The 23,496-nt window shown below is 69.7% G+C and carries 25 protein-coding genes; 21 read left to right on the top strand and 4 right to left on the bottom strand.

The genetic code is table 11. From position 1 onward, the window contains the following. Positions 1–2: 2 nt before the first annotated feature. The 3 genes from KYX17_RS05360 to hemW are packed head-to-tail and all read left to right on the top strand — an operon-like array spanning position 3 to position 2,381. Entirely contained in the window at positions 3–500 is a 498-nt protein-coding gene (locus KYX17_RS05360) for a DUF1990 family protein (protein WP_243225848.1), read from the top strand. 10 nt (positions 501–510) lie between these two features. Further along, entirely contained in the window at positions 511–1,164 is a 654-nt protein-coding gene (locus tag KYX17_RS05355; protein WP_243225847.1) for a DUF1990 family protein, read from the top strand. Beyond that, complete coding sequence (gene hemW, locus KYX17_RS05350) at positions 1,164–2,381, top strand: radical SAM family heme chaperone HemW (RefSeq protein ID WP_243225846.1); 1,218 nt, start codon at positions 1,164–1,166, stop codon at positions 2,379–2,381. The genes KYX17_RS05355 and hemW overlap by 1 nt, the downstream gene beginning before the upstream one ends. A gap of 20 nt (positions 2,382–2,401) precedes the next feature. Here the strand turns inward: hemW and KYX17_RS05345 are convergent, their stop codons facing one another. After that, complete coding sequence (locus KYX17_RS05345; protein WP_243225845.1) at positions 2,402–3,817, bottom strand: carboxylesterase/lipase family protein; 1,416 nt, start codon at positions 3,815–3,817, stop codon at positions 2,402–2,404. 110 nt (positions 3,818–3,927) lie between these two features. Between KYX17_RS05345 and hrcA the strand changes: the two genes are divergently transcribed. The 12 genes from hrcA (at position 3,928) to leuA (ending at position 14,826) form a co-directional block, all read left to right on the top strand. Continuing rightward, positions 3,928–4,956 (top strand): heat-inducible transcriptional repressor HrcA, encoded by a 1,029-nt coding sequence (gene hrcA / locus KYX17_RS05340; RefSeq protein ID WP_243225844.1) that lies wholly within the window; start codon positions 3,928–3,930, stop codon positions 4,954–4,956. 2 nt (positions 4,957–4,958) lie between these two features. Next, positions 4,959–6,068: a molecular chaperone DnaJ gene (gene dnaJ, locus KYX17_RS05335; RefSeq protein ID WP_243226190.1), complete on the top strand. Its 1,110-nt coding sequence runs from the start codon at positions 4,959–4,961 to the stop codon at positions 6,066–6,068. Between the two features lie 3 nt (positions 6,069–6,071). Then, entirely contained in the window at positions 6,072–6,800 is a 729-nt protein-coding gene (locus KYX17_RS05330; RefSeq protein ID WP_243225842.1) for a 16S rRNA (uracil(1498)-N(3))-methyltransferase, read from the top strand. Positions 6,801–6,851: 51 nt separating this feature from the next. After that, on the top strand, positions 6,852–7,199 hold the full coding sequence (locus KYX17_RS05325; RefSeq protein WP_243225841.1) for an HIT domain-containing protein: 348 nt from the start codon (positions 6,852–6,854) through the stop codon (positions 7,197–7,199). A gap of 46 nt (positions 7,200–7,245) precedes the next feature. Then, positions 7,246–8,271: a PhoH family protein gene (locus KYX17_RS05320; RefSeq protein ID WP_243226189.1), complete on the top strand. Its 1,026-nt coding sequence runs from the start codon at positions 7,246–7,248 to the stop codon at positions 8,269–8,271. A 16-nt stretch (positions 8,272–8,287) separates the two neighbouring features. Further along, a complete protein-coding gene (gene ybeY, locus KYX17_RS05315; RefSeq protein ID WP_243225839.1) occupies positions 8,288–8,746 on the top strand; it encodes an rRNA maturation RNase YbeY in 459 nt (152 codons plus the stop codon). Continuing rightward, entirely contained in the window at positions 8,743–10,020 is a 1,278-nt protein-coding gene (locus KYX17_RS05310) for a hemolysin family protein (protein WP_243225837.1), read from the top strand. Before ybeY ends, KYX17_RS05310 begins: the two co-directional genes overlap by 4 nt. After that, positions 10,013–10,909 carry a GTPase Era gene (gene era, locus KYX17_RS05305; RefSeq protein WP_243225836.1) on the top strand — a complete coding sequence of 299 codons (897 nt, stop codon included), beginning with the start codon at positions 10,013–10,015 and terminating at the stop codon, positions 10,907–10,909. The genes KYX17_RS05310 and era overlap by 8 nt, the downstream gene beginning before the upstream one ends. Then, complete coding sequence (locus KYX17_RS05300) at positions 10,867–11,421, top strand: sigma-70 family RNA polymerase sigma factor (protein WP_308220838.1); 555 nt, start codon at positions 10,867–10,869, stop codon at positions 11,419–11,421. Before era ends, KYX17_RS05300 begins: the two co-directional genes overlap by 43 nt. Further along, positions 11,418–12,389 carry a hypothetical protein gene (locus tag KYX17_RS05295; protein WP_243225834.1) on the top strand — a complete coding sequence of 324 codons (972 nt, stop codon included), beginning with the start codon at positions 11,418–11,420 and terminating at the stop codon, positions 12,387–12,389. Before KYX17_RS05300 ends, KYX17_RS05295 begins: the two co-directional genes overlap by 4 nt. A gap of 17 nt (positions 12,390–12,406) precedes the next feature. Further along, positions 12,407–12,910 (top strand): hypothetical protein, encoded by a 504-nt coding sequence (locus tag KYX17_RS05290; RefSeq protein ID WP_243225833.1) that lies wholly within the window; start codon positions 12,407–12,409, stop codon positions 12,908–12,910. A gap of 155 nt (positions 12,911–13,065) precedes the next feature. Then, entirely contained in the window at positions 13,066–14,826 is a 1,761-nt protein-coding gene (gene leuA, locus KYX17_RS05285; protein WP_243225832.1) for a 2-isopropylmalate synthase, read from the top strand. Positions 14,827–14,832: 6 nt separating this feature from the next. Here the strand turns inward: leuA and KYX17_RS05280 are convergent, their stop codons facing one another. Further along, the gene (locus KYX17_RS05280; RefSeq protein ID WP_243225831.1) at positions 14,833–15,519 is read right to left on the bottom strand and encodes a trimeric intracellular cation channel family protein; all 687 of its coding nucleotides are present in this window, start codon (positions 15,517–15,519) and stop codon (positions 14,833–14,835) included. A gap of 36 nt (positions 15,520–15,555) precedes the next feature. Between KYX17_RS05280 and recO the strand changes: the two genes are divergently transcribed. Beyond that, positions 15,556–16,299, top strand: a complete 744-nt coding sequence (gene recO, locus KYX17_RS05275; RefSeq protein ID WP_243225830.1) for a DNA repair protein RecO — start codon at positions 15,556–15,558, stop codon at positions 16,297–16,299. Then, a complete protein-coding gene (locus KYX17_RS05270) occupies positions 16,296–17,099 on the top strand; it encodes an isoprenyl transferase (protein ID WP_243225829.1) in 804 nt (267 codons plus the stop codon). The genes recO and KYX17_RS05270 overlap by 4 nt, the downstream gene beginning before the upstream one ends. A 78-nt stretch (positions 17,100–17,177) precedes the next feature. On the opposite strand, the gene KYX17_RS05265 is transcribed toward KYX17_RS05270, so the two are convergent. After that, positions 17,178–17,756 carry an AAA family ATPase gene (locus KYX17_RS05265; protein ID WP_243225827.1) on the bottom strand — a complete coding sequence of 193 codons (579 nt, stop codon included), beginning with the start codon at positions 17,754–17,756 and terminating at the stop codon, positions 17,178–17,180. An 86-nt stretch (positions 17,757–17,842) separates the two neighbouring features. Between KYX17_RS05265 and KYX17_RS05260 the strand changes: the two genes are divergently transcribed. Continuing rightward, on the top strand, positions 17,843–18,532 hold the full coding sequence (locus KYX17_RS05260; RefSeq protein WP_243225826.1) for a DsbA family protein: 690 nt from the start codon (positions 17,843–17,845) through the stop codon (positions 18,530–18,532). A 2-nt stretch (positions 18,533–18,534) separates the two neighbouring features. On the opposite strand, the gene KYX17_RS05255 is transcribed toward KYX17_RS05260, so the two are convergent. Continuing rightward, positions 18,535–19,029 carry a glutathione peroxidase gene (locus KYX17_RS05255; RefSeq protein ID WP_243225825.1) on the bottom strand — a complete coding sequence of 165 codons (495 nt, stop codon included), beginning with the start codon at positions 19,027–19,029 and terminating at the stop codon, positions 18,535–18,537. A 61-nt stretch (positions 19,030–19,090) separates the two neighbouring features. Here KYX17_RS05255 and dusB point away from each other — a divergent pair, with 61 nt between their 5' ends. The 3 genes from dusB to dnaG are packed head-to-tail and all read left to right on the top strand — an operon-like array spanning position 19,091 to position 23,494. Beyond that, complete coding sequence (dusB, locus tag KYX17_RS05250; protein WP_243225823.1) at positions 19,091–20,245, top strand: tRNA dihydrouridine synthase DusB; 1,155 nt, start codon at positions 19,091–19,093, stop codon at positions 20,243–20,245. Further along, on the top strand, positions 20,235–21,638 hold the full coding sequence (locus KYX17_RS05245) for a deoxyguanosinetriphosphate triphosphohydrolase (protein WP_243225821.1): 1,404 nt from the start codon (positions 20,235–20,237) through the stop codon (positions 21,636–21,638). The genes dusB and KYX17_RS05245 overlap by 11 nt, the downstream gene beginning before the upstream one ends. Next, a complete protein-coding gene (gene dnaG / locus KYX17_RS05240; protein ID WP_243225819.1) occupies positions 21,638–23,494 on the top strand; it encodes a DNA primase in 1,857 nt (618 codons plus the stop codon). The genes KYX17_RS05245 and dnaG overlap by 1 nt, the downstream gene beginning before the upstream one ends. Positions 23,495–23,496: the final 2 nt, after the last annotated feature.

Below are 23,496 nucleotides of genomic sequence, written 5' to 3'. Positions count from 1 at the left end.
GGATGCCGCACCCGCCGTACTCGCGAGGCATCACCCGGGAATCCGTTCCTGCTGCGCCGTCCGGGTACCGCGTCGAGGAGCGCTCCGTGCGCGTTCCGGTCTCGGCGCGAGCGAGAGTCCTCGACCTCATCGGCGGGTGGGAGTTCAAACGCCGCGCGGGCTTCGAGACGCCTTCCGGCGCGCCGGAACCGGGGGTAGAGGGTACCCTCGCGACGCGGATCCTCGGCATCCGCTTCGTCGAGCCGATCCGCATCGTCTGGGCGGATCCGACCGGATTCGGCTATGAGACGAGACCAGGGCACCCGCTGCACGGCGAGGAGTCCTTCCGCCTCGGAGAGGACGGCCTCTTCATCGCCCGATCGCTGTCCCGTCCTGCGACAGCGATCTGGTGGATGCTGACGCCCGCCCTGCGGATGCTGCAGCTCGCGACGCACCGCCGGTACATCCGGATCGTCCGCGACTGCGTGGGTCGCCAGGGCCCTCTCAGGCAGGATGGGTAGGCTGGACCCCATGCGGCGCGGTACCTTCCGAGACGACACGGTGGACTATGCGGCCGTGGGGGCGACGCACGCGCCCGACCTCATGCAGTATCCGCCGGAGCGCAGCATCCCGGCTGAGGACGCCTGGCGCATCGGCAGCGGGGCGGAGCGTTTCCGCACAGCGGGCGACTCCCTGCTCTCCTGGACTGCCCAGCGCGCCGCAGGCCTCTCGGTCGAGGATGTGCGCCCCGCATCGGGTCCGTCGTATGCCGGGGTCAGCTTCGATGCCGAGGGCAACGCGATCGCGCCCAGCAAGCGCGAGGTCGAGCAGCGCTTCGACTCCGAGGGGCTGCCGTACGCGGGGGCGGGCATGACCCTTCATCTGCGCGGTCGCGTCGGGGGCATGCGCGCAGATGCCGAACTGCGCGTCATCTCCGTCACCGAAGAGGCGCGTCGGATCGGCTTCGTGCTCGGGACGGTCGGCGGCTCGGTCGTCAGCGGCGAAGAGTCGTTCGACATCGAGTGGCGCGAGGACAACGACGAGGTGTGGTTCACGGTGCGGGCGTTCGACGCCCCGAACGCCGTCCTGTACCGGACGCTGCCCGCGCTGGTCAAGCGGCGCCGTCGCGAGCTGTTCGCCCGCTACCTGCGCGCGATCTCGCCGCTGTACGCGACGCCGCTCTGATGGCCGGACCGCTTCCGATCGGGGATCCCGCCCCGGTGGACGGGCGCCTGCCCGCGGACCTGCCGATCGATCCGTCCGTCCCGTTCTCGGCGTACCTGCACATCCCGTTCTGCCGGGTGCGCTGCGGCTACTGCGACTTCAACACCTACACGTCCGGGGAGCTGCGGGGTGCGAAGCAGGAGGACTACGCGGCCACGCTGATCGGCGAGATCGACCTCGCCCGCCGCGTGCTCTCGGATGCCGGAGCGCTGCGTCCGATGGACACCGTGTTCTTCGGCGGCGGGACGCCGACGCTGCTTCCGGCCGGCGATCTGGCGCGCATGCTCGGCGCCGCCACTGAGGCCTTCGGCCTGCGGGACGGTGCCGAGGTGACGGTCGAGGCGAATCCCGACACGGTCACTCCGGAGGTGGCGCGCACGCTCGCCTCGGCAGGCATCACGCGGCTGTCCATCGGCATGCAGTCCGCCGTGCCGCATGTGCTGGCAGCCCTTGACCGCACGCACGATCCGGACAACGTGCGCACGGCGGTCTCGGCCGCTCGCGACGCCGGGCTCGCGGTCAGCGTCGATCTCATCTACGGCGCGCCGGGGGAGTCGCTGGCCGACTGGGAGGCGTCTCTGGACGCGGCGCTCGCGCTGGATCCCGACCACGTCTCCGCCTACGCGCTCATCATCGAGGACGGCACGAAGCTGGCGAGGCAGATCCGTCGAGGCGAGGTCCCCGCGCCGTCGGACGATCTTCAGGCGGACATGTACGAGCTCGCGGACACCCGCCTCGCCGATGCCGGCTTCGACTGGTACGAGGTGAGCAACTGGTCGCGCACGGCGGACCAGCGGTCGCGGCACAACCTGGCCTACTGGCGCGGAACGGACTGGTGGGGCTTCGGTCCAGGGGCGCACAGTCACATCGCGGGCCTGCGGTGGTGGAACGTCAAGCATCCGGCGGCGTATGCGCAGCGGCTCGCCGCCGCGGAGTCGCCGGCGGCGGGCACGGAGCGTCCGGACGAGTCGTCGCGGATGCTGGAGCGCGTGCTGCTGCTCAGCCGCATCCGTGAAGGCATCCCGGTGGACGACCTGCCCGAAGCGAATCGCACGCGTGTCGCCGAGCTCATCGCCGACGGGCTCGTGGAGCCAGCCGCGGCGATCCGGGGCCGCGTGCAGCTGACCCTGCAGGGTCGATTGCTGGCGGATGCCGTGGTGCGCGCACTGACCGACTGAGCGCCGCCGGGGGCCGATCGTCAGGGGAGCAGATCCAATCCCCTCGTCCGGCGCTGCGGCAGATCCTCCACCTGCTCGTCGTACACCCGCGTGATGCGCCGCGCGTCGAAGGCGGGCCATCCGGGGTCCCCGGTGGAGATGAACCGCACCCAGTCGGCGTTCATCCTCTCGGCGAGCAGCTGCGGAGCATCCGGTCCCGCGAGGCGCTGCGACTCGGCATCCGCCAGCGTGTCGAACACGAAGCCGAGCTCGAGCGCGTGCGCGGCGCGCAGGTCGCGGACCGGGCTCTGCCACGCGAACTCGTAGACGAAGGTCGGAGAGGGCTTGTCCGCTGCGACCCGTGTGGCCGGGGCGCGCAGCATGACGTCGGTGGCGAGCTGGCCGAAGATCTCGCCCGTGCCGGCACCGGGCCAGGCCGCGCGGTACGCGCGCTCCGCGCGACCGGGGATGCGCAGCGCGAGGCGCGCGGCGAACAGTTTCGCGCGGCTGATCCCCGCCAGCGCTTCGGGCGGGAACCAGAGCCGGTACTCGTCGGTGTTGGTGCCGATCAGCAGCGGCGTCGTGAGGGAGCGCAGCGCCTCGTGCGGCGATCGCGGAAGGGAATCCGGGTCGATCGCGAGCTGAAATCCCGGAGCTCCGCCCAGGGGCGAGCTTCCGGTGGCCTGGGCCCTCCGCGCCTGAAGCAGCTCGTCCGGAGGGAGTGCGGCGAACGCGCTGCGTTCAGCGGGCACGTCCAGGCGCTTCGCGAGCTGCGTCGTGACGCGGGCGGCCTTCGCCTCCGGCTGCGCCTCGAGAGGACCGGACTGGATGATGGCGCGGGCGATCAGCGCGCGGGAGTCGTCTCTCGCGAGCAGGGCGGCGGTGAGGCCGCCTCCCGCGGATTCGCCCATCACGGTGATCCGGTGCGGGTCGCCGCCGAACGCGGGGATCTCGCGGTGCACCCATTCCAGCCCTGCGGCCGCGTCGCGAAGGCCGAGATTGCGCGGGGCGCCGTCCAGTACCGAGAACCCCTCGGACCCCAGGCGGTAGCCGATGGACGCGAAGACGATCCCGGCCCGCGCGAAGGACGTGCCGTCGTAAGCCGGCAGGGCGGCGGTCCCGCGCTCCAGGGCGCCGCCGTGGATCCACAGCACGACGGGCGCGCCGTCGGCGCCCTCCGGCGCCCACACGTTGACGGTGAGGATGTCCTCGCCGGGGATGCGGACCGAACCGAGGAGCTCGCCGATCGCGCCCGGATAGGGGAGCTGGGGCGCCGTCGGACCGAACGCCGTCGCGTCGCGCACACCGTCCCACGGAGCCGGCGGCTGCGGCTTGCGGAACCGGTTCTCCCCGAACGGCGGTGCCGCGTAGGGGATGCCGAGGAAGCGCCGGATGCCGTCCGCGGTCGTGCCCCGCAGGACGCCGGTGGAGATCGAGACGCGCGGTTCCTGGCCCATGCTCCCTCATCGTACGGGGGCGCCTCACGCGCGCCGTGGACGCGCGGAGCCCGTCGGCGGGTAGAATTGGCACTCGGAAGCATCGAGTGCCAGCGGGAGGGAGAGCGGACATGGTCACCGAGCGCGGACTCCAGGTCCTGCGAGCCATCGTGCAGGACTACGTCGCGACCCACGAGCCCGTCGGCAGCAAGTCGATCGTGGACCGCTACTCGTTCGGGGTCTCCGCCGCGACGATCCGCAACGACATGGCGCTGCTCGAGGACGAGGAGCTCATCACAGCTCCGCACACCTCGTCCGGTCGCGTGCCCACGGACAAGGGCTACCGGGTCTTCGTCAATCACCTGGCGCAGCTGCGTCCGCTCTCGACCGCGCAGCGCAGCGCGATCGAGACCTTCCTCGCCGACCCTGCCGACCTCGACGACCTCATGGCGCGCACGGTCCGCGTGCTCACGCAGCTCACCGGCCAGGTCGCCCTCGCGCAGTATCCCTCCTTCGCGCGCGCCCACCTCACGCATCTCGAGCTCGTGGCCCTCGCACCCAACCGGCTGCTCGTCGTGCTCGTCACGGACGCGGGAGGCGTGTCGCAGCGGATCGCGGTGCTGCCGGTGGATCTCGACGAGGCCGACGTCGCGGTGCTGCGCGCGCGGCTGTCCGCGACGATCACGGGGCGCGCCGTGAGCGAAGCGCGGGAGCTCGTCGGAGCCCTCGCGGAACCCGGCAGATCCGGGCGCTCGGACGTCGCGCAGCGCGTTCTGGCGGGCGCCATCGCGGAGGAGCTGGACGAGTTCCGTCAGGAGAAGCTCGTCATGGCCGGAGCCGCGACCCTGGCGCGGCGGGAGCAGGACTTCCGCGGCAGCATCCATCCGCTTCTCGAGGCCATCGAGGAGCAGGTGACGCTGCTGCGGCTGATGAGTGAGATGGTGACCGACGAGCAGGGCCTGGCGGCCAGCATCGGCACCGAGAACGAGCCGTTCGGGCTGGGTGAGGCGTCGATCGTCGCGAGCAACTACGCCGCCCCGGGCGGCATGGCGCGGGTCGGCGTGATGGGCCCCACCCGGATGGACTACCCGAGCAATCTGGCGGCGGCGCGGGCGGTGGCCCGCTACCTGTCCCGGCTGCTGGACGAAGACGAGAGGTGACTGTGGCGGACCACTACGAGGTCCTCGGGGTGGCGCGAGACGCGTCCCAGGATGAGATCAAGAAGGCCTATCGGCGCCTGGCGCGTCAGCTGCACCCGGATGTGAATCCTGGTGAGGACGCGGCTGAGCGCTTCAAGCTCGTGACGCACGCCTATGACGTGCTCAGCGACGAGGATTCGCGTCGACGCTATGACATGGGCGGCGACGAGAACGGCGGTTTCGGCGGCGGGTTCGGCGGCTTCGGCGACATCTTCGAGACGTTCTTCGGCGCCGCGGGCGGCGGGCGCGGCGCCCGCCCGCGGTCGCGCCGCGAGCGCGGACAGGACGCACTCGTGCGCGTGACGCTCGATCTCGGCGATGTCGTCTTCGGCGTCCACCGGGACATCGAGGTCGACACCGCGGTGCTGTGCGAGACGTGCCAGGGCTCGTGCTGCCAGGAGGGCACGTCTCCCGTCACCTGCGACATCTGCGGCGGAACCGGGCATGTGCAGCGCCAGGTGCGCAGCCTGCTCGGCAACGTCGTCACCTCGCAGCCCTGCGGCACGTGCGAGGGGTACGGCACGACGATCCCGTACCCGTGCGCGACGTGCGCGGGTCAGGGCCGTGTGCGCTCGCGTCGCACCGTGTCGCTCGACATCCCGGCCGGTGTCGAGACGGGGCTGCGGCTGCAGCTTCCCGGCTCGGGCGAGGTCGGCCGCGCGGGCGGTCCGAACGGCGACCTGTACGTCGAGGTCACCGTCGCCACCCATCCCACGTTCAGCCGGGAGGGCGACGACCTGCTGGCGACGCTCGAGGTCGCGATGACCGACGCGATTCTCGGCACGGAGACGACCATCGAGGGCCTCGACGGTCCGGTCGAGCTGGAGATCCGCCCTGGTGTGCAGTCCGGGGACGTCCTGACGATCAAGGGTCGCGGGATCACCCCGCTGCGGGGCACGCAGCGCGGAGACCTCCGGGTCGGCGTGCAGGTGCTGACGCCGACTAAGCTCGATTCCGCCCAGCGTCGACTGATCGAGGACTTCGCCAAGAAGGCCAAGGCGCCGGCGCCGCAACTGGCGCAGTTCCAGCAGGGACTGTTCTCGAAGCTGCGCGACCGCTTCCGCGGGCACTGACCGATGGCGCTGCACTTCGTCGTCGAGTCCGCGACGGACGCCGTCGCGGGGGATGTCGTCTCGCTCACCGGTGCTGAGGCGAAGCACGCCGCGGTGGTGCGGCGCGTCCGCGTCGGCGAGACGATCACGATCGGCGACGGGGCGGGTGTCTGGCTCGAGGGCAGGGCCGTCGATGTCGCGGCGACGCGGGTGGACGTCGAAGTGAGGCGGCGTGATGTCGTCGATGCACCCGCGCCTCGCCTGGTCCTGGTGCAGGCTCTGGCGAAGGGCGACCGCGACGAACTGGCCGTGCAGGCGTCGTGCGAACTCGGTGTCGACGAGATCGTCCCCTGGCAGGCGGCGCGCAGCGTCTCCCGCTGGGAGGGGCAGAAGGCCGTCAAAGGCCGAGAGCGCTGGGCGTCGATCGTGCGCGAGGCGGCGAAGCAGGCGCACCGGGCATGGATCCCCGACGTCGCCGCGGTGACCTCCACGGCTCAGTTGACCCGGCGCGCGCAGGACCAGCGGGTGCTCGTGCTCGATCCGGCTGCGGAGCGCCGGTTGTCGGCCGTGGAGCCCGACGGGCGCGATCTCGTGCTGGTCGTCGGGCCGGAGGGCGGGATCGCCGCCGAGGAGCTCGAACGGCTCGACGAAGCCGGAGCCGAGCGCGTGCGTCTCGGCGACACCGTGCTGCGCACCTCGACCGCAGGTCCTGCGGCCATCGCCGTCCTGTCGGCCGCGCTCGGGCGCTGGTAGCCGGCGACAGGGTCGCCGACCCCGAGACGGCACCGTGGATAGACTGGAGACATGACGTCGCCCTCGATCTTCACGCGCATTCTCACCGGGGACATCCCCGGCGAGATCCTGCTCGACACCGAGCGGGTGTTCGCGATCCGCGACATCAATCCGCAGGCGCCGCTGCACGCCCTGGTGATCCCCAAGACCGAGCAGTACCGCGACGTGACCGAACTCGCGGCTGGGGACCCTGGGCTGCTGGCCGAGATGGTCGCTGTGGCGAAGCGGCTCGCCGACGAGCACTCCGATGGCGAATACCGACTGATCTTCAACAACGGCGCCCGCGCAGGCCAGTCCGTCTTCCACGTGCACGCTCATGTGCTCGGCGATCTCGAAGAGGGCGACCTCGTTGGCCTCTGACGATCACACCGGCGCCACCGAGCGCATCTACGCGGACGGCGTCGCCATGGTGCAGCTGCTCGGTCCGCAGGACCGTCTGCTCCGGATGCTCGAGAAGGAGCATCCGGACGTGCAGGTGCTCGTGCGCGGAAATGAGATCACCCTGTCCGGCGACCCTGCGCGCGTCGCCGCGGCCAAGACCCTCGTGGAGGAACTGCTCACGATGACCAGAGAAGGTCACGATCTCGCGCCCAGCGACGTCACCAGCTCGGCGCGGATGCTGCGCCAGGAGGGCGGTCCGCGCCCGAGCGAGGTCCTCGGCGAGGCCATCCTGTCCACTCGCGGCAAGGTGATCCGCCCCAAGACGCTCGGCCAGAAGGAGTACGTCGACGCGATCGAGGAGAACACGATCGTGTTCGGAATCGGCCCCGCCGGCACCGGCAAGACCTACCTCGCGATGGCCAAGGCCGTCCAGGCGCTGCAGCGCAAGGAGGTCACCCGCATCATCCTGACCCGTCCGGCGGTGGAGGCGGGGGAGCGCCTGGGATTCCTGCCCGGGACGCTCACCGACAAGATCGACCCGTATCTGCGCCCGCTGTACGACGCGCTCAACGAGATGATGGACCCCGAGATCGTCCCGCGCCTCATGGCCACGGGGACGATCGAGGTCGCGCCGCTGGCCTATATGCGCGGACGCACACTGAACGACTCGTTCGTCGTGCTCGACGAGGCGCAGAACACCACGCCGGAGCAGATGAAGATGTTCCTGACCCGCCTGGGCTTCGGGACCAAGATGGTCGTCACGGGCGACATCACCCAGGTCGACCTCCCGCAGGGGGCCTCCGGCCTCCGCCTGGTCACGCGGGTGCTGAAGGACATCGACGACATCCACTTCTCGCGGCTCACGAGCGACGACGTGGTACGGCACTCGCTGGTCGGGCGCATCGTCGACGCCTACAGCGAGTACGACGAGCAGCGGACCGCGGCCAAGGTCGAGCGGGACCAGGCGCACGAGTTCGCCAACCGCGCCGAGCGTCGGGCGGGTATGCGTCCCGGTCCTCGTGATCGGATGCCCAGGCGAGGATTGTCCTGATCGAGCGAGGATTGTCATGATCGAGATCAACAACGAATCCGCCATCGACGTCGACGAGACCGTGCTGCAGAGGCTGACCGACTTCAACCTCGCGCAGCTGCACGTCAGCCCGGACGCCGAGGTCGCCATCGTCCTCGTCGACGAGGGAGCGATGGAAGCCCTGCACGTGCAGTGGATGGATGAACCCGGCCCCACCGACGTCCTGAGCTTCCCGATGGACGAGCTGCGCCCCGGCACCGAGGACCGGCCGACCCCGCCCGGACTGCTCGGCGACATCGTGCTCTGCCCGCAGGTGGCGGAGACCCAGGCGCAGGCTGCGGGTCACACGCTGATGGACGAGCTGATCCTGCTCACCACCCACGGCCTGCTGCACCTTCTCGGATTCGACCACGCGGAACCCGATGAGGAGCGTGAGATGTTCGGGCTGCAGAAGGAGCTGATCGCCGGTTTCGGCCGCGCCGAACGCGCCCGATGACCGAGACCCTGCTGCTGATCGCCGCCGTCCTGCTGGTGGCCTTCGGCGGCCTCATGTCCGCGATCGATGCGGCGTTCGGCGTGACGAGTCGCTCCGACCTCGAGGAACTCGGCGTCGAGGGACGCAATGCGCCCGAGCTGCGCAGGATCGCTGCCGACCCCGACGTGCATGCCAACGCCGTCGCGTTCATCCGCGTCCTCGCCGAGACGACCGCGGCGGTGCTCGTGACCGTCGCCTTCATGATGCTGTTCGACAACATCTGGTGGGCGATGCTCGCGGCCGCCGTCCTCATGACGGGGATCACCTTCGTCCTCGTGGGCGCGAGCCCCCGCTCTGTCGGACGTCATCGCGCTCCGGGGCTGCTGCGCGCATGCGCACCCGTCGTGCGCTTCCTGCGCCTCATCCTGGGCCCGCTCGCGCAGGGTCTCGTCGTGCTCGGCAACCGCGTGACGCCGGGGACCGGCCGCAGCTCGTTCACGAGCGAGGACCAGCTGCTGAGCATGGTCGACGAAGCGGCCTCCAATGACCTCATCGAGGAGGACGACCGGGACCTGATCCACTCCGTGTTCGACTTCACCGACCAGTTCGTCCGCGCGGTCATGGTGCCCCGCACCGAGATGCTGGCCGTGGACGCGTCGGCGACCACGAGCGACGCCATGGAGCTGTTCCTCCGCCGCGGCGTCTCACGCATGCCCGTGGTGGACGACGAGGCGGACGACGTCGTCGGAGTGCTGTACCTGAAGGACCTGGTGCAGTTCGCCTACCGCGACGAGAACGCCTGGCGCGGTGTCCCGGTGCGGCCGATCGCACGTCCGGCGACGTTCGTGCCGGAGTCGATGCGCGCCGAGACGCTGCTGCAGCAGATGAAGCGCGACGCGGTGCATGTGTGCATCGTGATCGACGAGCACGGCGGCATCTCGGGTCTCGTGACGCTCGAGGATCTCATCGAGGAGCTGGTCGGAGAGATCGCCGACGAATACGATCACGGCCCCGCCGAGGTCGTGGCGCTCGGCGACGGAGGGTATCGTGTGAGCGCCCGGCTTCCTCTCGAGGACGTCGGCGATCTGTTCGGCCTCGAACTCGAAGACGAGGACGTCGACTCGATCGGCGGTCTGCTCGGCAAGGCGCTCGGGCAGATCCCGCAGCCGGGCGCGACGGCGGTGCTGAAAGGCCTGGTCCTGACCGGCGGCGCCTCCCGAGGCCGCGGGCGCGGGATCGCGACGGTGTTCGTGGAGCGCGCTGAGGAATCGGAGCAAGGAGAAGACGATGACTGACACGTCCCGCAGCGGTTTCGCCACCTTCGTCGGACGCCCGAACGTCGGAAAGTCCACGCTCACCAACGCACTCGTGGGCGAGAAGATCGCCATCACCAGCGAGAAGCCCCAGACCACGCGACGCGCGATCCGCGGCATCCTGAACCGACCGGACGGCCAGCTCGTGATCGTGGACACCCCGGGGATCCACAAGCCGCGCACCCTTCTCGGAGAGCGCCTCAACGACCTGGTCGAGCAGGTTCTCGGCGACGTCGATGTGATCGGGTTCTGCGTGCCGGCCACCGAGAAGGTCGGCCCTGGCGACCGGCGCATCGCCGCCTGGCTGGACGGGTACCCGCGGGCGCAGAAGATCGCGATCGTCACCAAGACGGATGCCGCGACGCGCGACGAGATCACGGAGCGCCTCATGGAGGTCGACGCGCTGCGCGAGGACTGGGCGGCCGTCATCCCGCTGTCCGCCTTCACACGCGAGCAGCTCGACGTGCTCGCCGACGAGATCCTGCTGCTGATGCCGAAGGGCCCGGCGCTGTATCCCGAAGGTGTCACGACCGACGAGTCCGTCGAGGACCGCATCGCCGAGATCATCCGCGAGGCCGCCCTGGAGGGGGTCCGCGACGAACTGCCGCATTCGATCGCCGTGGTCGTCGACGACATCTCCGAGCGCGAGAGCGGCGATCTCACTGACGTGCACGCGCAGATCGTCGTGGAGCGCGACAGCCAGAAGGCCATCATCATCGGGCGCAAGGGCTCACGACTCAAGGACGTCGGGGCCAGAGCACGCGCCGGGATCGAGGAGCTCCTGGGGACCAGGATCTTCCTCGGACTGCACGTGAAGGTCGCGAAGGAGTGGCAGCGCGATCCGAAACAGCTGGGACGACTGGGATTCTGAACACCCGGTCGGAGCAGCGTCAAGCGGAGAAACGGCGCGTCTTCGACCCGCTCTTCTCCCGCTACTGGCTGCCCGTCACCCGCCACGTCGAGTGCTATCTCGACGTGGATGCCGAGGTGTACGAGGTCGTGGCGCAGGTCTTCCAGATCGCCTGGGAACGTCTGCGTCCTGCGCGGCCCGGCGGACTGACCTGGTTGCTGCGGATCGCCGAGGGCGTGCTGCGCGATCGACGGCGCCGCGGCGGGCTCCGGGAGCCCGTGCTGGATGCCGTCCACAAGAATGTCGTGACCAATCCCGCCGAAGCGAGTACTCTCGATCGGCGGGACGTCCTCCAGGCGATGGCGCGGCTGAACGAGCGCGAGCGCAGGGTCGTCGTCTTGACGTATTGGGACGGTCTCTCGACGGGGGAGGCCGCAGAGGTCATGCGCAGCAGACCGGGGGCGGTACGTGCCACGTTGCGACGGGCGCGAGAGAAGCTGCGTGATGCACTGGAGGGTGGATCGCAGTGGTGACGGTGCTGGACGACGACGCGCTGACGCGTCTGCTGATCGAGGCGAACCCGGCGAGGACGCCGCAGGGCGCTGAACCCGACGCCGCGGCGCTGCGCATGCGCGAACGCATCATCTCGGGTGCGGTGAAGCCGGAGCGTGCGGTCACGCGGCGTCCGGTTCGCGTGGCGTGGGCGTCCGCGGCGGCCGCCGCAGTCGCTGCGGGCGTGGTCGTCTTCGGGCTGGTGACGCCTGCGGGCCAGGCCGTCGCCGTGACCCCGCAGCCGCTGACGTTCACGGACGCGGGAAGCACCCAGCAGATCATCGAGCGATCACGTGCCCTCCTCGCCGAAGGCACGGGCCCGGATCTTCCGCAGCGCGAGGTCGAGTCCGCGATCTGGGCGCTGTCGGTGGACGTCGACGAACAGCAGATGGCGGTGACCCCGCAGATCTCGACGCTGACGTGGAACGAGGACCTGTCCGGGAGCCTGTTGATCGTCGGCGCCGAGCCCTACTGGCCGGATGGCGCGCCGGACGACTCCGCTGAGATCGTGCGCGGCGAAGAGGTGCTCGTCGACCTCGAGATGGCGCCGGGGGAGTTCAACACTCCTGTGGTCGCACCGCCGGGTGACGACGAGACCGGGGTCCGGGACATGCTCACGGCGTACGGGATGCCGGAGGACCCGAACGCGTCCGAGCTCGTCGGCGCGATGGTCACGGCGCTCGACCAGTGGACGCTGACCGACGCGCAGCACGCGGCGATGCTGGAGATGCTCCGAGACGAGGACGGCGTGCGCGGGCTCGGGGCGAGCACCGACCGCCTGGGACGACCGGTGTACGCTCTGAACGTGCCGGATTCGGGCGACGGGACGGAGGAGACCGTCCTGATCAGCACGGAGACGGGACGGATCGTGGGGGTCGAGTCCGAACAGGGCGCGAAGGACGGCATCATCCCGGAGGGCGCTGTCGTCATGTACAACCTGTGGTTCTGACACTGGAGGATTTCCCGATGAAGCGATCGATCACGACCGTCCTCGTTGGCGCCGCGCTGCTCATGGCCGGCGCCGTCGCCGCGCCGATGGCGGCAGCTGCCGACGACAGGATCGAACCGGACCCCCAGATCGCCGCCATGCTCGAAGCCGTCCCCGGCGGGGTGGTCCTGGATGCGTACAACGCCGTGTGGCCGGAGCTCGACATGGAGATGACGGTCGAGCCTGCGCGACCGAGCGGTCTCGCGGAGCGCTCGTCTGTGACGGCGCTGTCATCGGTCGGCGCCTGCGCGAGCGGCAAGGTCTGCGCGTTCTCGCTCTCGGGCACGAACGGCTCGAAGCTGAGCTGGGGGACCTGCAACACCTCGTTCCCAGTGGGCACGTTCACGGTCCGCTCGATCGCGGATGCGCGTTCCAGCGGCTACGCGCAGGCCAAGTACGGCACGACGGTACGCGCCACCGCATATGCCGGAGGCTGGAAGAACGTGTACGGCTCGGTGAGCCGCATCACGTGCGTCTCCTGAACGGTCGTGGCAGGCATACCGCCCTGCTACCATGGCAGCATGCCTTTCGGCGGTCTGCTTCTTCTTAGCTGCCGCGACGAGTCCTGAAGCTAGGGCCTTCCTCGTCGCGGCGCTTGTGTTGGCCCGATCACATCGACGAAGAGAAGAAGCCCATCATGCAGAACACTCAGCGCTCCACCTCGATGCCGGTCCACAAGTACCGGCCGTTCCACGAGCAGATCCGGGTCGATCTCCCGGACCGGACCTGGCCGGACGCCCGCATCACCCGCGCACCGCGCTGGTGCGCCGTCGATCTCCGCGACGGCAACCAGGCGCTGATCGACCCGATGTCCCCCGAGCGCAAGCGCATCATGTTCGAGCTGCTCGTGAACATGGGTTACAAGGAGATCGAGGTCGGGTTCCCCTCGGCCAGCCAGACGGACTTCGACTTCGTCCGTCAGCTGATCGAAGAGGACCTGATCCCGGACGACGTCACGATCCAGGTCCTGACGCAGTGCCGTGAGCACCTCATCGAGCGCACCTACGAGGCGATCGCCGGTGCGAAGCAGGCCATCGTGCACTTCTACAACTCGACGAGCGTGCTCCAGCGCGAGGTCGTCTTCCGCTCCGACCGCGAGGGTGTCAAGCAGATCGCTCTCGAGGGCGCGCGCCTGTGCCGCGAGTTCGAGAAGCGCATCCCCGAGACGCAGGTCTACTACGAGTACTCCCCGGAGAGCTACACCGGCACCGAGCTCGAGTACGCCGTCGACGTCTGCAACGCCGTCATCGAGGTGCTCCAGCCCACGCCCGAGCGCAAGGTGATCATCAACCTGCCCGCCACGGTCGAGATGGCGACGCCCAACGTGTACGCCGACTCCATCGAGTGGATGAACCGTCACCTCGCGCAGCGGGAGAACGTCATCCTGTCGCTGCACCCGCACAACGACCGCGGCACGGCGGTGGCCGCGGCCGAGCTCGGATACATGGCCGGTGCCGACCGCATCGAGGGATGCCTTTTCGGCAACGGCGAGCGCACCGGCAACGTCGACCTCGTGGCGCTGGGGATCAACCTGTTCACCCAGGGGATCGACCCGCAGATCGACTTCAGCGACATCGACCAGGTCAAGCGCACCGTCGAGTACTGCAACCAGCTGCCCGTGCCCGAGCGCAGCCCGTGGGCCGGAGACCTGGTCTTCACGGCGTTCAGCGGTTCGCACCAGGACGCCATCAAGAAGGGCTTCGAGGCCATGGCCGCGAAGGCCGCGGAGCAGGGCGTCTCCGTCGACGAGATCGAATGGGCCGTGCCCTATCTGCCCGTCGACCCCAAGGACCTGGGCCGTTCCTACGAGGCCGTGATCCGGGTGAACTCCCAGTCCGGAAAGGGCGGCGTCGCCTACCTCCTCAAGGCGGATCACTCCCTGGACCTGCCGCGCAAGCTGCAGATCGAGTTCTCGGGCGTCGTGCAGGCCAAGACGGATGCCGAGGGCGGTGAGGTCACCAGCGACGCGATCTGGTCGATCTTCAGCGACGAGTACCTTCCGTCGGCCGACGTCGCCGACAAGTGGGGCCGGTTCGAGCTGCTCGCGACGCGGACCGCGAGCGAGATGACCGGCGACGTCGAGCTCAGCGTGCGACTGCGCGACGGCGAGGCGGCCAGCGACGAGATCGGGCACGGGAACGGCCCGATCGCCGCATTCCTCGAGATCATCCGGGCGCGCGGGTTCGACATCTCGCTGTACGACTACGTCGAGCACACGCTGTCGACGGGCGGCGACGCGCAGGCGGCCGCGTACGTCGAGCTGCAGGTCGAGGGCGATCGCCTGTGGGGCGTCGGCATCGACGGCGACATCTCCACCGCATCCCTCAAGGCGATCGTGTCGGCCGTGAACCGTTCGATCCGCGCGCGGGAGTCGGTGTCCGAACTCGCGGCGGTGTGACGGGCGTCAGGGTTTGACGATCGGGATCGTGCCGGTCTCCGCCGCCACCTTGCGACGGTAGAGACGGCGCTGCTCCGGCAGCGAGAGATCGAAGATCACCGCGAGCACGCGGATGATCGCCGTGACGACGATCCCGATCACGCCGGCCGTGACGATGCCGACACCGAGGGCGTGCAGGACGACGATCACGGTGCATCCGACGCCCGCGGCGACCGCGTACAGCGAGCCGACGTGCATGATCGCGACCGGCAGGCCCATGATCACGTCACGCAGGATGCTGCCGCCGACGGCGGCGCACACCCCGATGAAGACCGCGGGCACCGGGGGAACCCCCAGCCCCAGTGCCTTGCTCGTGCCAAAAGCACCGAACATGCCGATGACCACGGCGTCGAGACCCACGATGACCGCGTTCGCCCGGCTCAGCAGGCCTGCCAAGAGCATGCCGATGATGGCGGCCCCGGCGGCGGTGACCAGATACCAGTTGTTCTGGAGCGTCGCCGGGGGCTGCCCCAGCAGCAGATCGCGGATGAGTCCGCCGCCCATCCCGATGAGGATGCCGATGATCGTGACCCCGAGCAGGTCGAGCCGCCGCTGTCCCTGGAAGCCCGAGGCGAACATGGCTCCCTGGATGCCGCCGAGCCCTACGCCGAGCAGATCGGCCCAGAGCGGAATGGTGAAGAGCGGTTCGGTCACGCATCCATTCTCGCGTGAGCGGAGGATAATCGGACAGTGCCCACCTATCGAGACGAAGCGGTGATCCTGCGCACCCACAAGCTCGGGGAGGCGGATCGCATCGTCACCATGCTGTCCCGTCGGCATGGCAAGATCCGGGCGGTCGCGAAAGGCGTGCGGCGCACGTCGTCGAAGTTCGGAGCACGGCTCGAGCCGTTCATGGTCGCCGACGTCCAGCTCTACGAGGGACGCTCGCTCGACATCGTGCAGCAGGCGGAATCCCTCGGCCACTACGGCGCCGACATCGCGGTCCACTACGACCGGTTCACCTCGGCGAGCGCCATGGTCGAGACAGCGGACCGGCTGAGCGACGCCGAGGCGACCCCCGATCAGTACCTCCTGCTCGTCGGCGGGCTGCGCGCCCTGTCCCGGGGCGAGCACCAGCCCCGCAGCATCCTGGACTCGTACCTGCTGCGCGTGATGGCGCTGTCCGGCTGGGCGCCGTCGCTGTCGGACTGCGCCCGATGCGCGAAGCCGGGACCGCACTCCTCGTTCGTGGCGCAGCTGGGCGGCACGATCTGCGTCGATTGCGCGCCGGCGGGAAGCCCCCGCATCGCCGATTCCACGCTTCGTCTGCTGCGGGCGCTTCTGGCGGGGGAGTGGGACGTCATCGACGCCGCCCCCGCTGCCGACGGCGCTGCCGCGTCGGGCGTCATCGCGGCCTATGCCCAATGGCATCTCGAGCGCGGAATCCGCTCGCTCGCCCACGTCAGCTCGACGCCTTCGGAAGGAGCACGGTGAGTCCGAAGCCGTACACGCACAAGGATGCGGTCGCGTACCGCCCGCTGGACTGGACCGGGAAGCACCCGCCGGTCTTCGCGAAGGTCCCCGAGCACGTCGCGATCGTCATGGACGGCAACGGCCGCTGGGCCAATCGCCGGGGTCTCAACCGCATCGAGGGGCACAAGGCGGGCGAGGAGGTGCTGCTCGACGTCGTCGCCGGAGCGATCCAGGCCGGTGTGAAGCATCTCTCCGTCTACGCGTTCTCGACCGAGAACTGGGCCCGCTCGCCCGAGGAGGTCCGCTTCCTGATGGGCTACAACCGTGACGTCCTGCACCGTCGTAGGGATCAGCTCAACGAATGGGGCGTGCGCGTCCGCTGGGCCGGTCGGAAGCCGCGCCTGTGGGGTTCCGTGATCAAGGAGCTGCAGTACGCCGAGCAGCTGACGCGCGGCAACGACGTGCTGACCCTGACGATGTGCGTCAACTACGGCGGACGCGTGGAGCTCGTGGACGCCATGCGCGAGATCGCCGCCGACGTCGCCGCCGGACGGGTGAAGGCGTCGGCGATCAGCGAGAAGACGATCCGCCGCCATCTGTACGTTCCGGACATGCCGGACGTCGACCTGTTCCTGCGCAGCTCGGGGGAGCAGCGCACGTCGAACTTTCTCTTGTGGCAGTCGGCCTACGCCGAGATGGTCTTCCTCGACACGCTGTGGCCGGACTTCTCGCGCGAGGAGCTGTGGCGGGCGATCGGCGTCTACGTCTCGCGCGACCGCCGCTTCGGCGGTGCGGTGGACGCGCCGGATGCCTCGGGTTAGCGCGCTGGCCGAAGCGCGCCGATGTCCGCAGTTCGGGGGCTGACGCGCCAGATGTCGGACCGATCCGCCGAGACCGTCCTACTTCTGGTGGGTCGGCCCCCGACGTGATGCCAACCAGGCTTCCGCCTCCCGCGGATGCCGCAATCGCACGATCGTCAGATGCGGGAAGCGTTCGGCGATCCCCGGCATCCGCTCGTCCCACTTGTAGCGCGTGTTCGTCTGCCAGCGCAGGATGTCGTTCTCGCCGGTCCAGGCGCCGCGGGTCCAGATCGCCGGCTCGACGTTCCCGTTCCAGAGCCGGGTGCGCAGGATGCGGCGCCTCATCGTCCGACGCAGCAGTCGCCTGCGCACGAGCGACCACGGATAGTCGAGCCAGATCAGCAGCTCGGCGCGCGGAGCAAGGACCTCGTCCGTGCCTTTGCTCGTGTACTGCCACTCGGTGACCCAGCGCTCCTCGGCGGCGAAGGCGCGCACGTCATCGAGGAACTCCGGCCTCGGCGTCCAATCCGGCCCGTGGAACAGCGCATCGATCTCGACGTGACGCAGTCCCCACGCCGTCGCCAGACGCGCGGCGAACGTGGTCTTCCCCGACCCGGTCACTCCGGCGATCAGCACCCGTTCGACGCCGTCGGGCACCGGGTCGTCGTACGAGAGCATCCGAAGATCTTAGCAACGCGCCTGCCTCCGCCGATCGTCCATACCGTCGCAGGAATATCCGGCGCGGACGGGCGGTTGCATGCAGTGTGACTGAACCCATCGCCATCGACATCTGGTCCGACATCGCCTGCCCCTGGTGCTATATCGGCAAGCGCAATCTCGAGACGGGCCTCGCGGCCGTCGCCGGCGATGAGGACGCCCCCGAGGTGCGCATCACCTTCCACTCCTTCGAGCTGTCGCCGGACACGCCTGTCGACTTCGACGGTGACGAGATCGACTTCCTCTCCGGTCACAAGGGCATGCCGCGCGAGCAGGTCGAGCAGATGCTCACCCGCGTGACGGGAGTCGCGAAGGAGGCCGGTCTGGAGTACCGCTTCGACCTGCTGCAGCACACCAACACCGTCAAGGCGCACGAGCTGCTCCATCACGCGAAGGAGAACGGGCTGCAGCACGAGATGGAGGAGCGGCTGATGTCTGCGTACTTCACCGAGGGCAAGCACGTCGGACGCATCGACGACCTCGTCGAGCTCGCGGTAGAGGTCGGCCTGGACGCCGACGAGACACGGGATGCCCTCACGAGCGAGAGGCATCTGCCCGCGGTCCGCCAGGACCAGGCGCAGGCGCAGGCCTACGGCATCCAGGGCGTGCCGTTCTTCGTGATCGACGGGCAGTACGGGATCTCCGGGGCCCAGCCCCCGAGCACCTTCGAAAGCGTGCTGCGGGATCTGTGGGCGAAGCGCGCGCAGACCGAGCCGGAGGCCGAGCCCGCCGCCTGAGCTCAGCGGGTGAGGGCGGCCTCGATCGCCCCGACGATCTCGGGATCGTCCGGCTTCTGCTTCGGACGGAAGCGCTGGACCGATCCGTCAGCGCGGACCAGGAACTTCTCGAAGTTCCACTCCACGCGGCCGGCCTTGCCGCCGGCATCCTGCGTCTGCTTCAGTTGCTTGTACAGATCGGCAGCGCCACGGCCGTTGACCTTGATCTTGTCGTTGATCGGGAAGCTGATGCCGTAGGTGGTGGAGCAGAACTCCAGGATCTTCTCGATCGACCCTGGTTCCTGCCCCATGAACTGGTTGCAGGGGAATCCGACCACGCTGAACCCGCGCTCCCCATAGGTGCGCTGCAGCTGCTCGAGCTGCTCGTACTGCGGCGTGAGGCCGCACTTGGAGGCGACGTTGACCACGAGCAGGACGTCCGCGTCGTAGTCGTCGAGTGTCTTCGTGGCCCCCTGAGCATCCGTGAAGGGGATCTGGCGCAGGTTCTCGTCGGTCATATCCACAGCCTAGGCCGCCCTGCGCCGTGCCGGGCCGGGAGGATGGGAGAATGGAGGGGATATGACTCTCGCCACTGCCCCCGCGCGCCCGCTGCGCATCGGTCCGCTCGACATCGACGTGCCCGTCGTCCTCGCCCCCATGGCAGGGATCACGAACACGGCCTTCCGTCGACTGTGCCGCGAGTACGGTGCGGGACTGTACGTGAGCGAGATGATCACCTCGCGCGCGCTCGTCGAGCGCAACGACGTCACGATGCGACTCATCCGTCACCACGAGTCCGAGACGCCGCGGTCGATCCAGCTGTACGGCGTGGATCCGGCGACGATCGCCGAGGCCGTGCGCATCATCGTCGCGGAGGACCACGCGGACCACATCGATCTGAACTTCGGATGCCCCGTCCCCAAGGTGACCCGCAAGGGCGGGGGAGCGGCGCTGCCGTGGAAGACGAAGCTGTTCGCCGACATCGTGGACCAGGCGGTGAAGGCCGCGGGACCCATCCCGCTGACCGTGAAGATGCGCAAGGGCATCGACCGCGACCACCTCACGTTCCTGGAGGCCGGCCGCGCCGCAGAGGACGCCGGAGCGGCCGCGGTCGCGCTGCACGCGCGGACGGCGAGCGAGTTCTACTCCGGCCACGCCGACTGGAACGCCATCGGCGAGCTGAAGCAGGCCGTCACGAGCATCCCGGTCCTCGGGAACGGCGACATCTGGTCGGCCGACGACGCCGTGCGGATGATGGCCGAGACCGACTGCGACGGAGTGGTCGTCGGGCGCGGCTGCCTCGGACGACCCTGGCTCTTCGGAGACCTCGCAGCCGCCTTCGGCGCGGAATCCCGCCCCGTCGACGCCACGCTGGGCTTCGTCTCGGACGCCTTCCGCCGCCACGCCGACCTGCTCGTGGAGTTCTTCGAGGACGAGGACCGCGGATGCCGCGACATCCGCAAGCACGTGTCCTGGTACTTCAAGGGCTACCCGGTCGGGGGCGAGCTGCGCACGGCGCTGGCCAAGGTCGAGAGCCTGGCTCAGATGGACGACCTGCTCGGGCAGCTCGACCGCGACGCTCCCTACCCCGGGGCGGATGCCGAGGGGCAGCGCGGCCGGGCCGGACACCCGAAGCGCCCGGCGCTTCCGGAGAAGTGGCTGGACTCCCGCGACGTCGCCGGCGACACGCAGGAGATGCTGCGGGGAGCGGAGATCGAGAACAGTGGCGGCTGACCCGCGGGAAGCGGCGAGCCCCGATCGTCTCGGCCTCGTCGCCGGCTACGACGCGCACGACACCGAGCGCTTCTTCGCCGAGACGCACCGTTCGGAACGCGATGACTTCGCCCGCGACCGCGCCCGGGTGCTGCACTCCGCCGCGCTGCGCCGACTCGCTGCGAAGACGCAGGTGCTGAGTCCGGCCAGCACGGCCGACTTCGCCCGCAATCGGCTCACGCACTCGCTCGAGGTCGCGCAGGTGGGCCGTGAACTCGCGATCGCCCTCGGCGTCTCGGCCGACGTGGTCGACACCGCCTGCCTCAGCCACGACCTCGGCCACCCGCCGTTCGGGCACAACGGCGAGCGGGCGCTGAACGAATGGGCCGAGCCCATCGGAGGCTTCGAGGGGAACGCCCAGTCGCTGCGCATCCTCACCCGGCTCGAAGCCAAGGTGCTCGACGACGACGACCGCTCGGTCGGACTCAACCTGACCAGAGCGAGCCTCGACGCCACCTGCAAGTACCCGTGGACGGTCGACAATCCGCTGCCGGACCCGGGCGGGCGGCTGAAGTTCGGTGTCTACCCGGAGGACGAAGCCGTGTTCCGCTGGATGCGCGAGGGGGCGCCGGGGCGCCTGCGCTGCATCGAAGCCGAGATCATGGATCTGTCCGACGACATCGGATACTCGGTGCACGATTTCGAGGACGCGATCGTGAACGGCTACCTGGACGTGGCGCGGCTGTCCGACCCCGCCGAGCACCACGCGCTCATCGGTCGCATCCAGCAGTGGGTGGGGTACGACTACACGCGCGAGGAGCTCGCCGACGGGCTGTACCGCCTGACGCGGCAGCCGATGTGGCTGCGCTCCTTCGACCGTTCGCGGCGCGATCTGGCGCGGTTGAAGAACCTCACGAGCGACCTGATCGGCCGGTTCGCCCGCGCCGCCGTGGCGGCGACGAGAGAGGCCTACGCCGGTCCTGCCCTCGCGCGGTACAACGCCCACGTCGTGGTGCCCCGAGTGATCGAGGTCGAGATCGCCGTGCTCAAGGGCATCATGGGGCAGGCGATCGTCACGATCGACGCCCGGCGCGGTGTCTACAAGGAGCAGCGCCGCGTTCTCAAGCGCCTCGCCGACGCGCTGTGGTCGACCCATGCGCTGTGGACGGCCGGCGCCGATGTGCTCGAGCCCGCCTTCGCCGCGGACTTCCTGGACGCCGACACGGATGCCGCGCGCGCCAGGGTCGTCGTCGACCAGATCGCGAGCCTCACGGATCAGACCGCGCTGGACTGGCATTCCCGTCTGGTGGGCGACATCGACCCCGCCGAGGTCGGGATCTGGACGCCGCGTCATGCGCGCCCGCGGTCGCACGGGCGTTCCGAGGCATCACCGGTCGCCGAAGGGGCGCGCTGATGCCGCGGATCCGTCAGGCCGACGTCGACGAGGTCAAGGCGCGCACGAACATCGCGGACATCGTGGGCGAGCGGGTCTCCCTGAAGTCCGCCGGCGTCGGATCGCTCAAGGGCCTGTGCCCCTTCCATGACGAGAAGAGCCCGAGCTTCCATGTCCGCCCGCAGGTGGGCTACTACCACTGCTTCGGCTGCGGCGCGTCCGGGGACGTGTACTCGTTCCTGCGCGAGATGGACCACGTCAGCTTCACCGAGGCCGTGGAGCGCCTCGCCGGTCGGGTGGGATACACGCTGCACTACGAGGACGGCGGAGCAGCACCGGAGACGAGCGGCCGCAGCCGGCTGTACGCCGCGAACACGGCGGCCGCGGAGTTCTTCCGCGCGCAGCTGCTCAGCCCCGACGCGGAGACCGGTCGACGCTTCCTCGGCGAGCGCGGCTTCGACGCCGGCGCAGCGGCCCACTTCGGTGTCGGCTTCGCGCCGCGCGGGTGGGACGGGATGCTGAAGGCCCTGACCGCACAGGGGTTCACGCGCGAGGAACTGCTGGCCGCCGGGCTCGTCTCGCAGGGACAGCGGGGCGTCTACGACCGTTTCCGTGGCCGCCTGGTCTGGCCGATCCGCGACGTCACGGGTCAGACGATCGGGTTCGGCGCCCGCAAGCTCTTCGACGACGACCAGGGACCGAAGTACCTGAACACCCCGGAGACACCGATCTACAAGAAGGCGCAGGTGCTGTACGGCCTCGACCTCGCCAAGCGCGACATCTCCCGCGGCGATCCGCGTCGCGTCGTGGTCGTCGAAGGCTACACCGACGTCATGGCGTGCCATCTCGCCGGGCTCACGACCGCGATCGCGACGTGCGGCACGGCGTTCGGCACCGAGCACATCAAGGTGCTGCGCCGCGTCATGGGGGACGACTCGGCCTCCGGTGAGGTCGTCTTCACGTTCGACGGCGACGAGGCCGGTCAGAAGGCCGCGCTGCGCGCGTTCAGCGAGGACGACCGGTTCAACGCACAGACCTTCGTGGCGGTCGCGCCGGATGGCCTCGACCCGTGCGATCTGCGCCTGCAGCGCGGGGACGCCGCGGTGCGCGGCCTCATGGACGCCAAGCAGCCCATGTTCGAGTTCGCGATCGACCGCAAGCTCGCGGGCTTCGATCTCGCGACCGTCGAGGGACAGGTGGGGGCGCTGCGGGCGGCGTCGCCGATCGTCGCCGAGATCCGCGACCGCCTGCTGCGCCCGGGCTACGAGCGCGTCCTGGCGCGGCGGCTCGGCATGGATCCCACCGAGGTGCACGCCGAGGTCGAACGGGCCGCGCGGGGGAACTCCCACCCGCCCCAGCGGCGCGAGGCAGCGCCCGCGGTGTCCGAGACCCCCGGAGCACCCGTCGTCTCCGCTGTGACGATCGCGAGCCTGCCGCGCAGCGCCGAGGTATCCCTGGAGCGCGACGCGCTGATCGGCGCTCTGCAGTACGGCCATCGGGTCGACGGGGAGCTGCTGCGCCGCGCTCTGCAGCAGCCGTTCCGGCATCCGGCGCTGGAAGCCGTCCGGGAGGCCACCGCCGAGGCAGACTGGGGCCGCCCCGGCTGGTCGATGGAGGCGGTGAACGCCGTCCGAGAGCCGTATCGTTCCCTGGCCGGGGAGCTGCTGATGACCGCGTTCCCGGCGAAGGACGAAGAGGGGGCGGTGGCGTCCACGACCGATCTCGCCCGGCGCCTGATCGTCCGGGGGATCGAGCACGAGAAGCAGGAACTGCTCGGAGCAGTCCAGCGGGTGCCGGCCGATTCCGACGGCGGTCGCGCACTGCGCGTACGGCTGCGCGACCTGGATCTGGAACGTCAGCGTTTCACCGAGTCGTAACG

This window comes from Microbacterium sp. CIAB417, from assembly GCF_022788845.1.
This window is presented reverse-complemented; position numbering and strand designations above follow the sequence as displayed.

Excerpts from the sequence above, each read along its gene's own strand:
- KYX17_RS05360 (WP_243225848.1), top strand. The coding sequence starts at position 3 with ATGCCGCACCCGCCGTACTCGCGAGGCATCACCCGGGAATCCGTTCCT.
- KYX17_RS05355 (WP_243225847.1), top strand. The coding sequence starts at position 511 with ATGCGGCGCGGTACCTTCCGAGACGACACGGTGGACTATGCGGCCGTG.
- hemW (WP_243225846.1), top strand. The coding sequence starts at position 1,164 with ATGGCCGGACCGCTTCCGATCGGGGATCCCGCCCCGGTGGACGGGCGC.
- KYX17_RS05345 (WP_243225845.1), bottom strand. The coding sequence starts at position 3,817 with ATGGGCCAGGAACCGCGCGTCTCGATCTCCACCGGCGTCCTGCGGGGC.
- hrcA (WP_243225844.1), top strand. The coding sequence starts at position 3,928 with ATGGTCACCGAGCGCGGACTCCAGGTCCTGCGAGCCATCGTGCAGGAC.
- KYX17_RS05330 (WP_243225842.1), top strand. The coding sequence starts at position 6,072 with ATGGCGCTGCACTTCGTCGTCGAGTCCGCGACGGACGCCGTCGCGGGG.
- KYX17_RS05325 (WP_243225841.1), top strand. The coding sequence starts at position 6,852 with ATGACGTCGCCCTCGATCTTCACGCGCATTCTCACCGGGGACATCCCC.
- KYX17_RS05320 (WP_243226189.1), top strand. The coding sequence starts at position 7,246 with ATGGTGCAGCTGCTCGGTCCGCAGGACCGTCTGCTCCGGATGCTCGAG.
- ybeY (WP_243225839.1), top strand. The coding sequence starts at position 8,288 with ATGATCGAGATCAACAACGAATCCGCCATCGACGTCGACGAGACCGTG.
- KYX17_RS05310 (WP_243225837.1), top strand. The coding sequence starts at position 8,743 with ATGACCGAGACCCTGCTGCTGATCGCCGCCGTCCTGCTGGTGGCCTTC.
- era (WP_243225836.1), top strand. The coding sequence starts at position 10,013 with ATGACTGACACGTCCCGCAGCGGTTTCGCCACCTTCGTCGGACGCCCG.
- KYX17_RS05290 (WP_243225833.1), top strand. The coding sequence starts at position 12,407 with ATGAAGCGATCGATCACGACCGTCCTCGTTGGCGCCGCGCTGCTCATG.
- leuA (WP_243225832.1), top strand. The coding sequence starts at position 13,066 with ATGCAGAACACTCAGCGCTCCACCTCGATGCCGGTCCACAAGTACCGG.
- KYX17_RS05265 (WP_243225827.1), bottom strand. The coding sequence starts at position 17,756 with ATGCTCTCGTACGACGACCCGGTGCCCGACGGCGTCGAACGGGTGCTG.
- KYX17_RS05255 (WP_243225825.1), bottom strand. The coding sequence starts at position 19,029 with ATGACCGACGAGAACCTGCGCCAGATCCCCTTCACGGATGCTCAGGGG.
- dusB (WP_243225823.1), top strand. The coding sequence starts at position 19,091 with ATGACTCTCGCCACTGCCCCCGCGCGCCCGCTGCGCATCGGTCCGCTC.
- dnaG (WP_243225819.1), top strand. The coding sequence starts at position 21,638 with ATGCCGCGGATCCGTCAGGCCGACGTCGACGAGGTCAAGGCGCGCACG.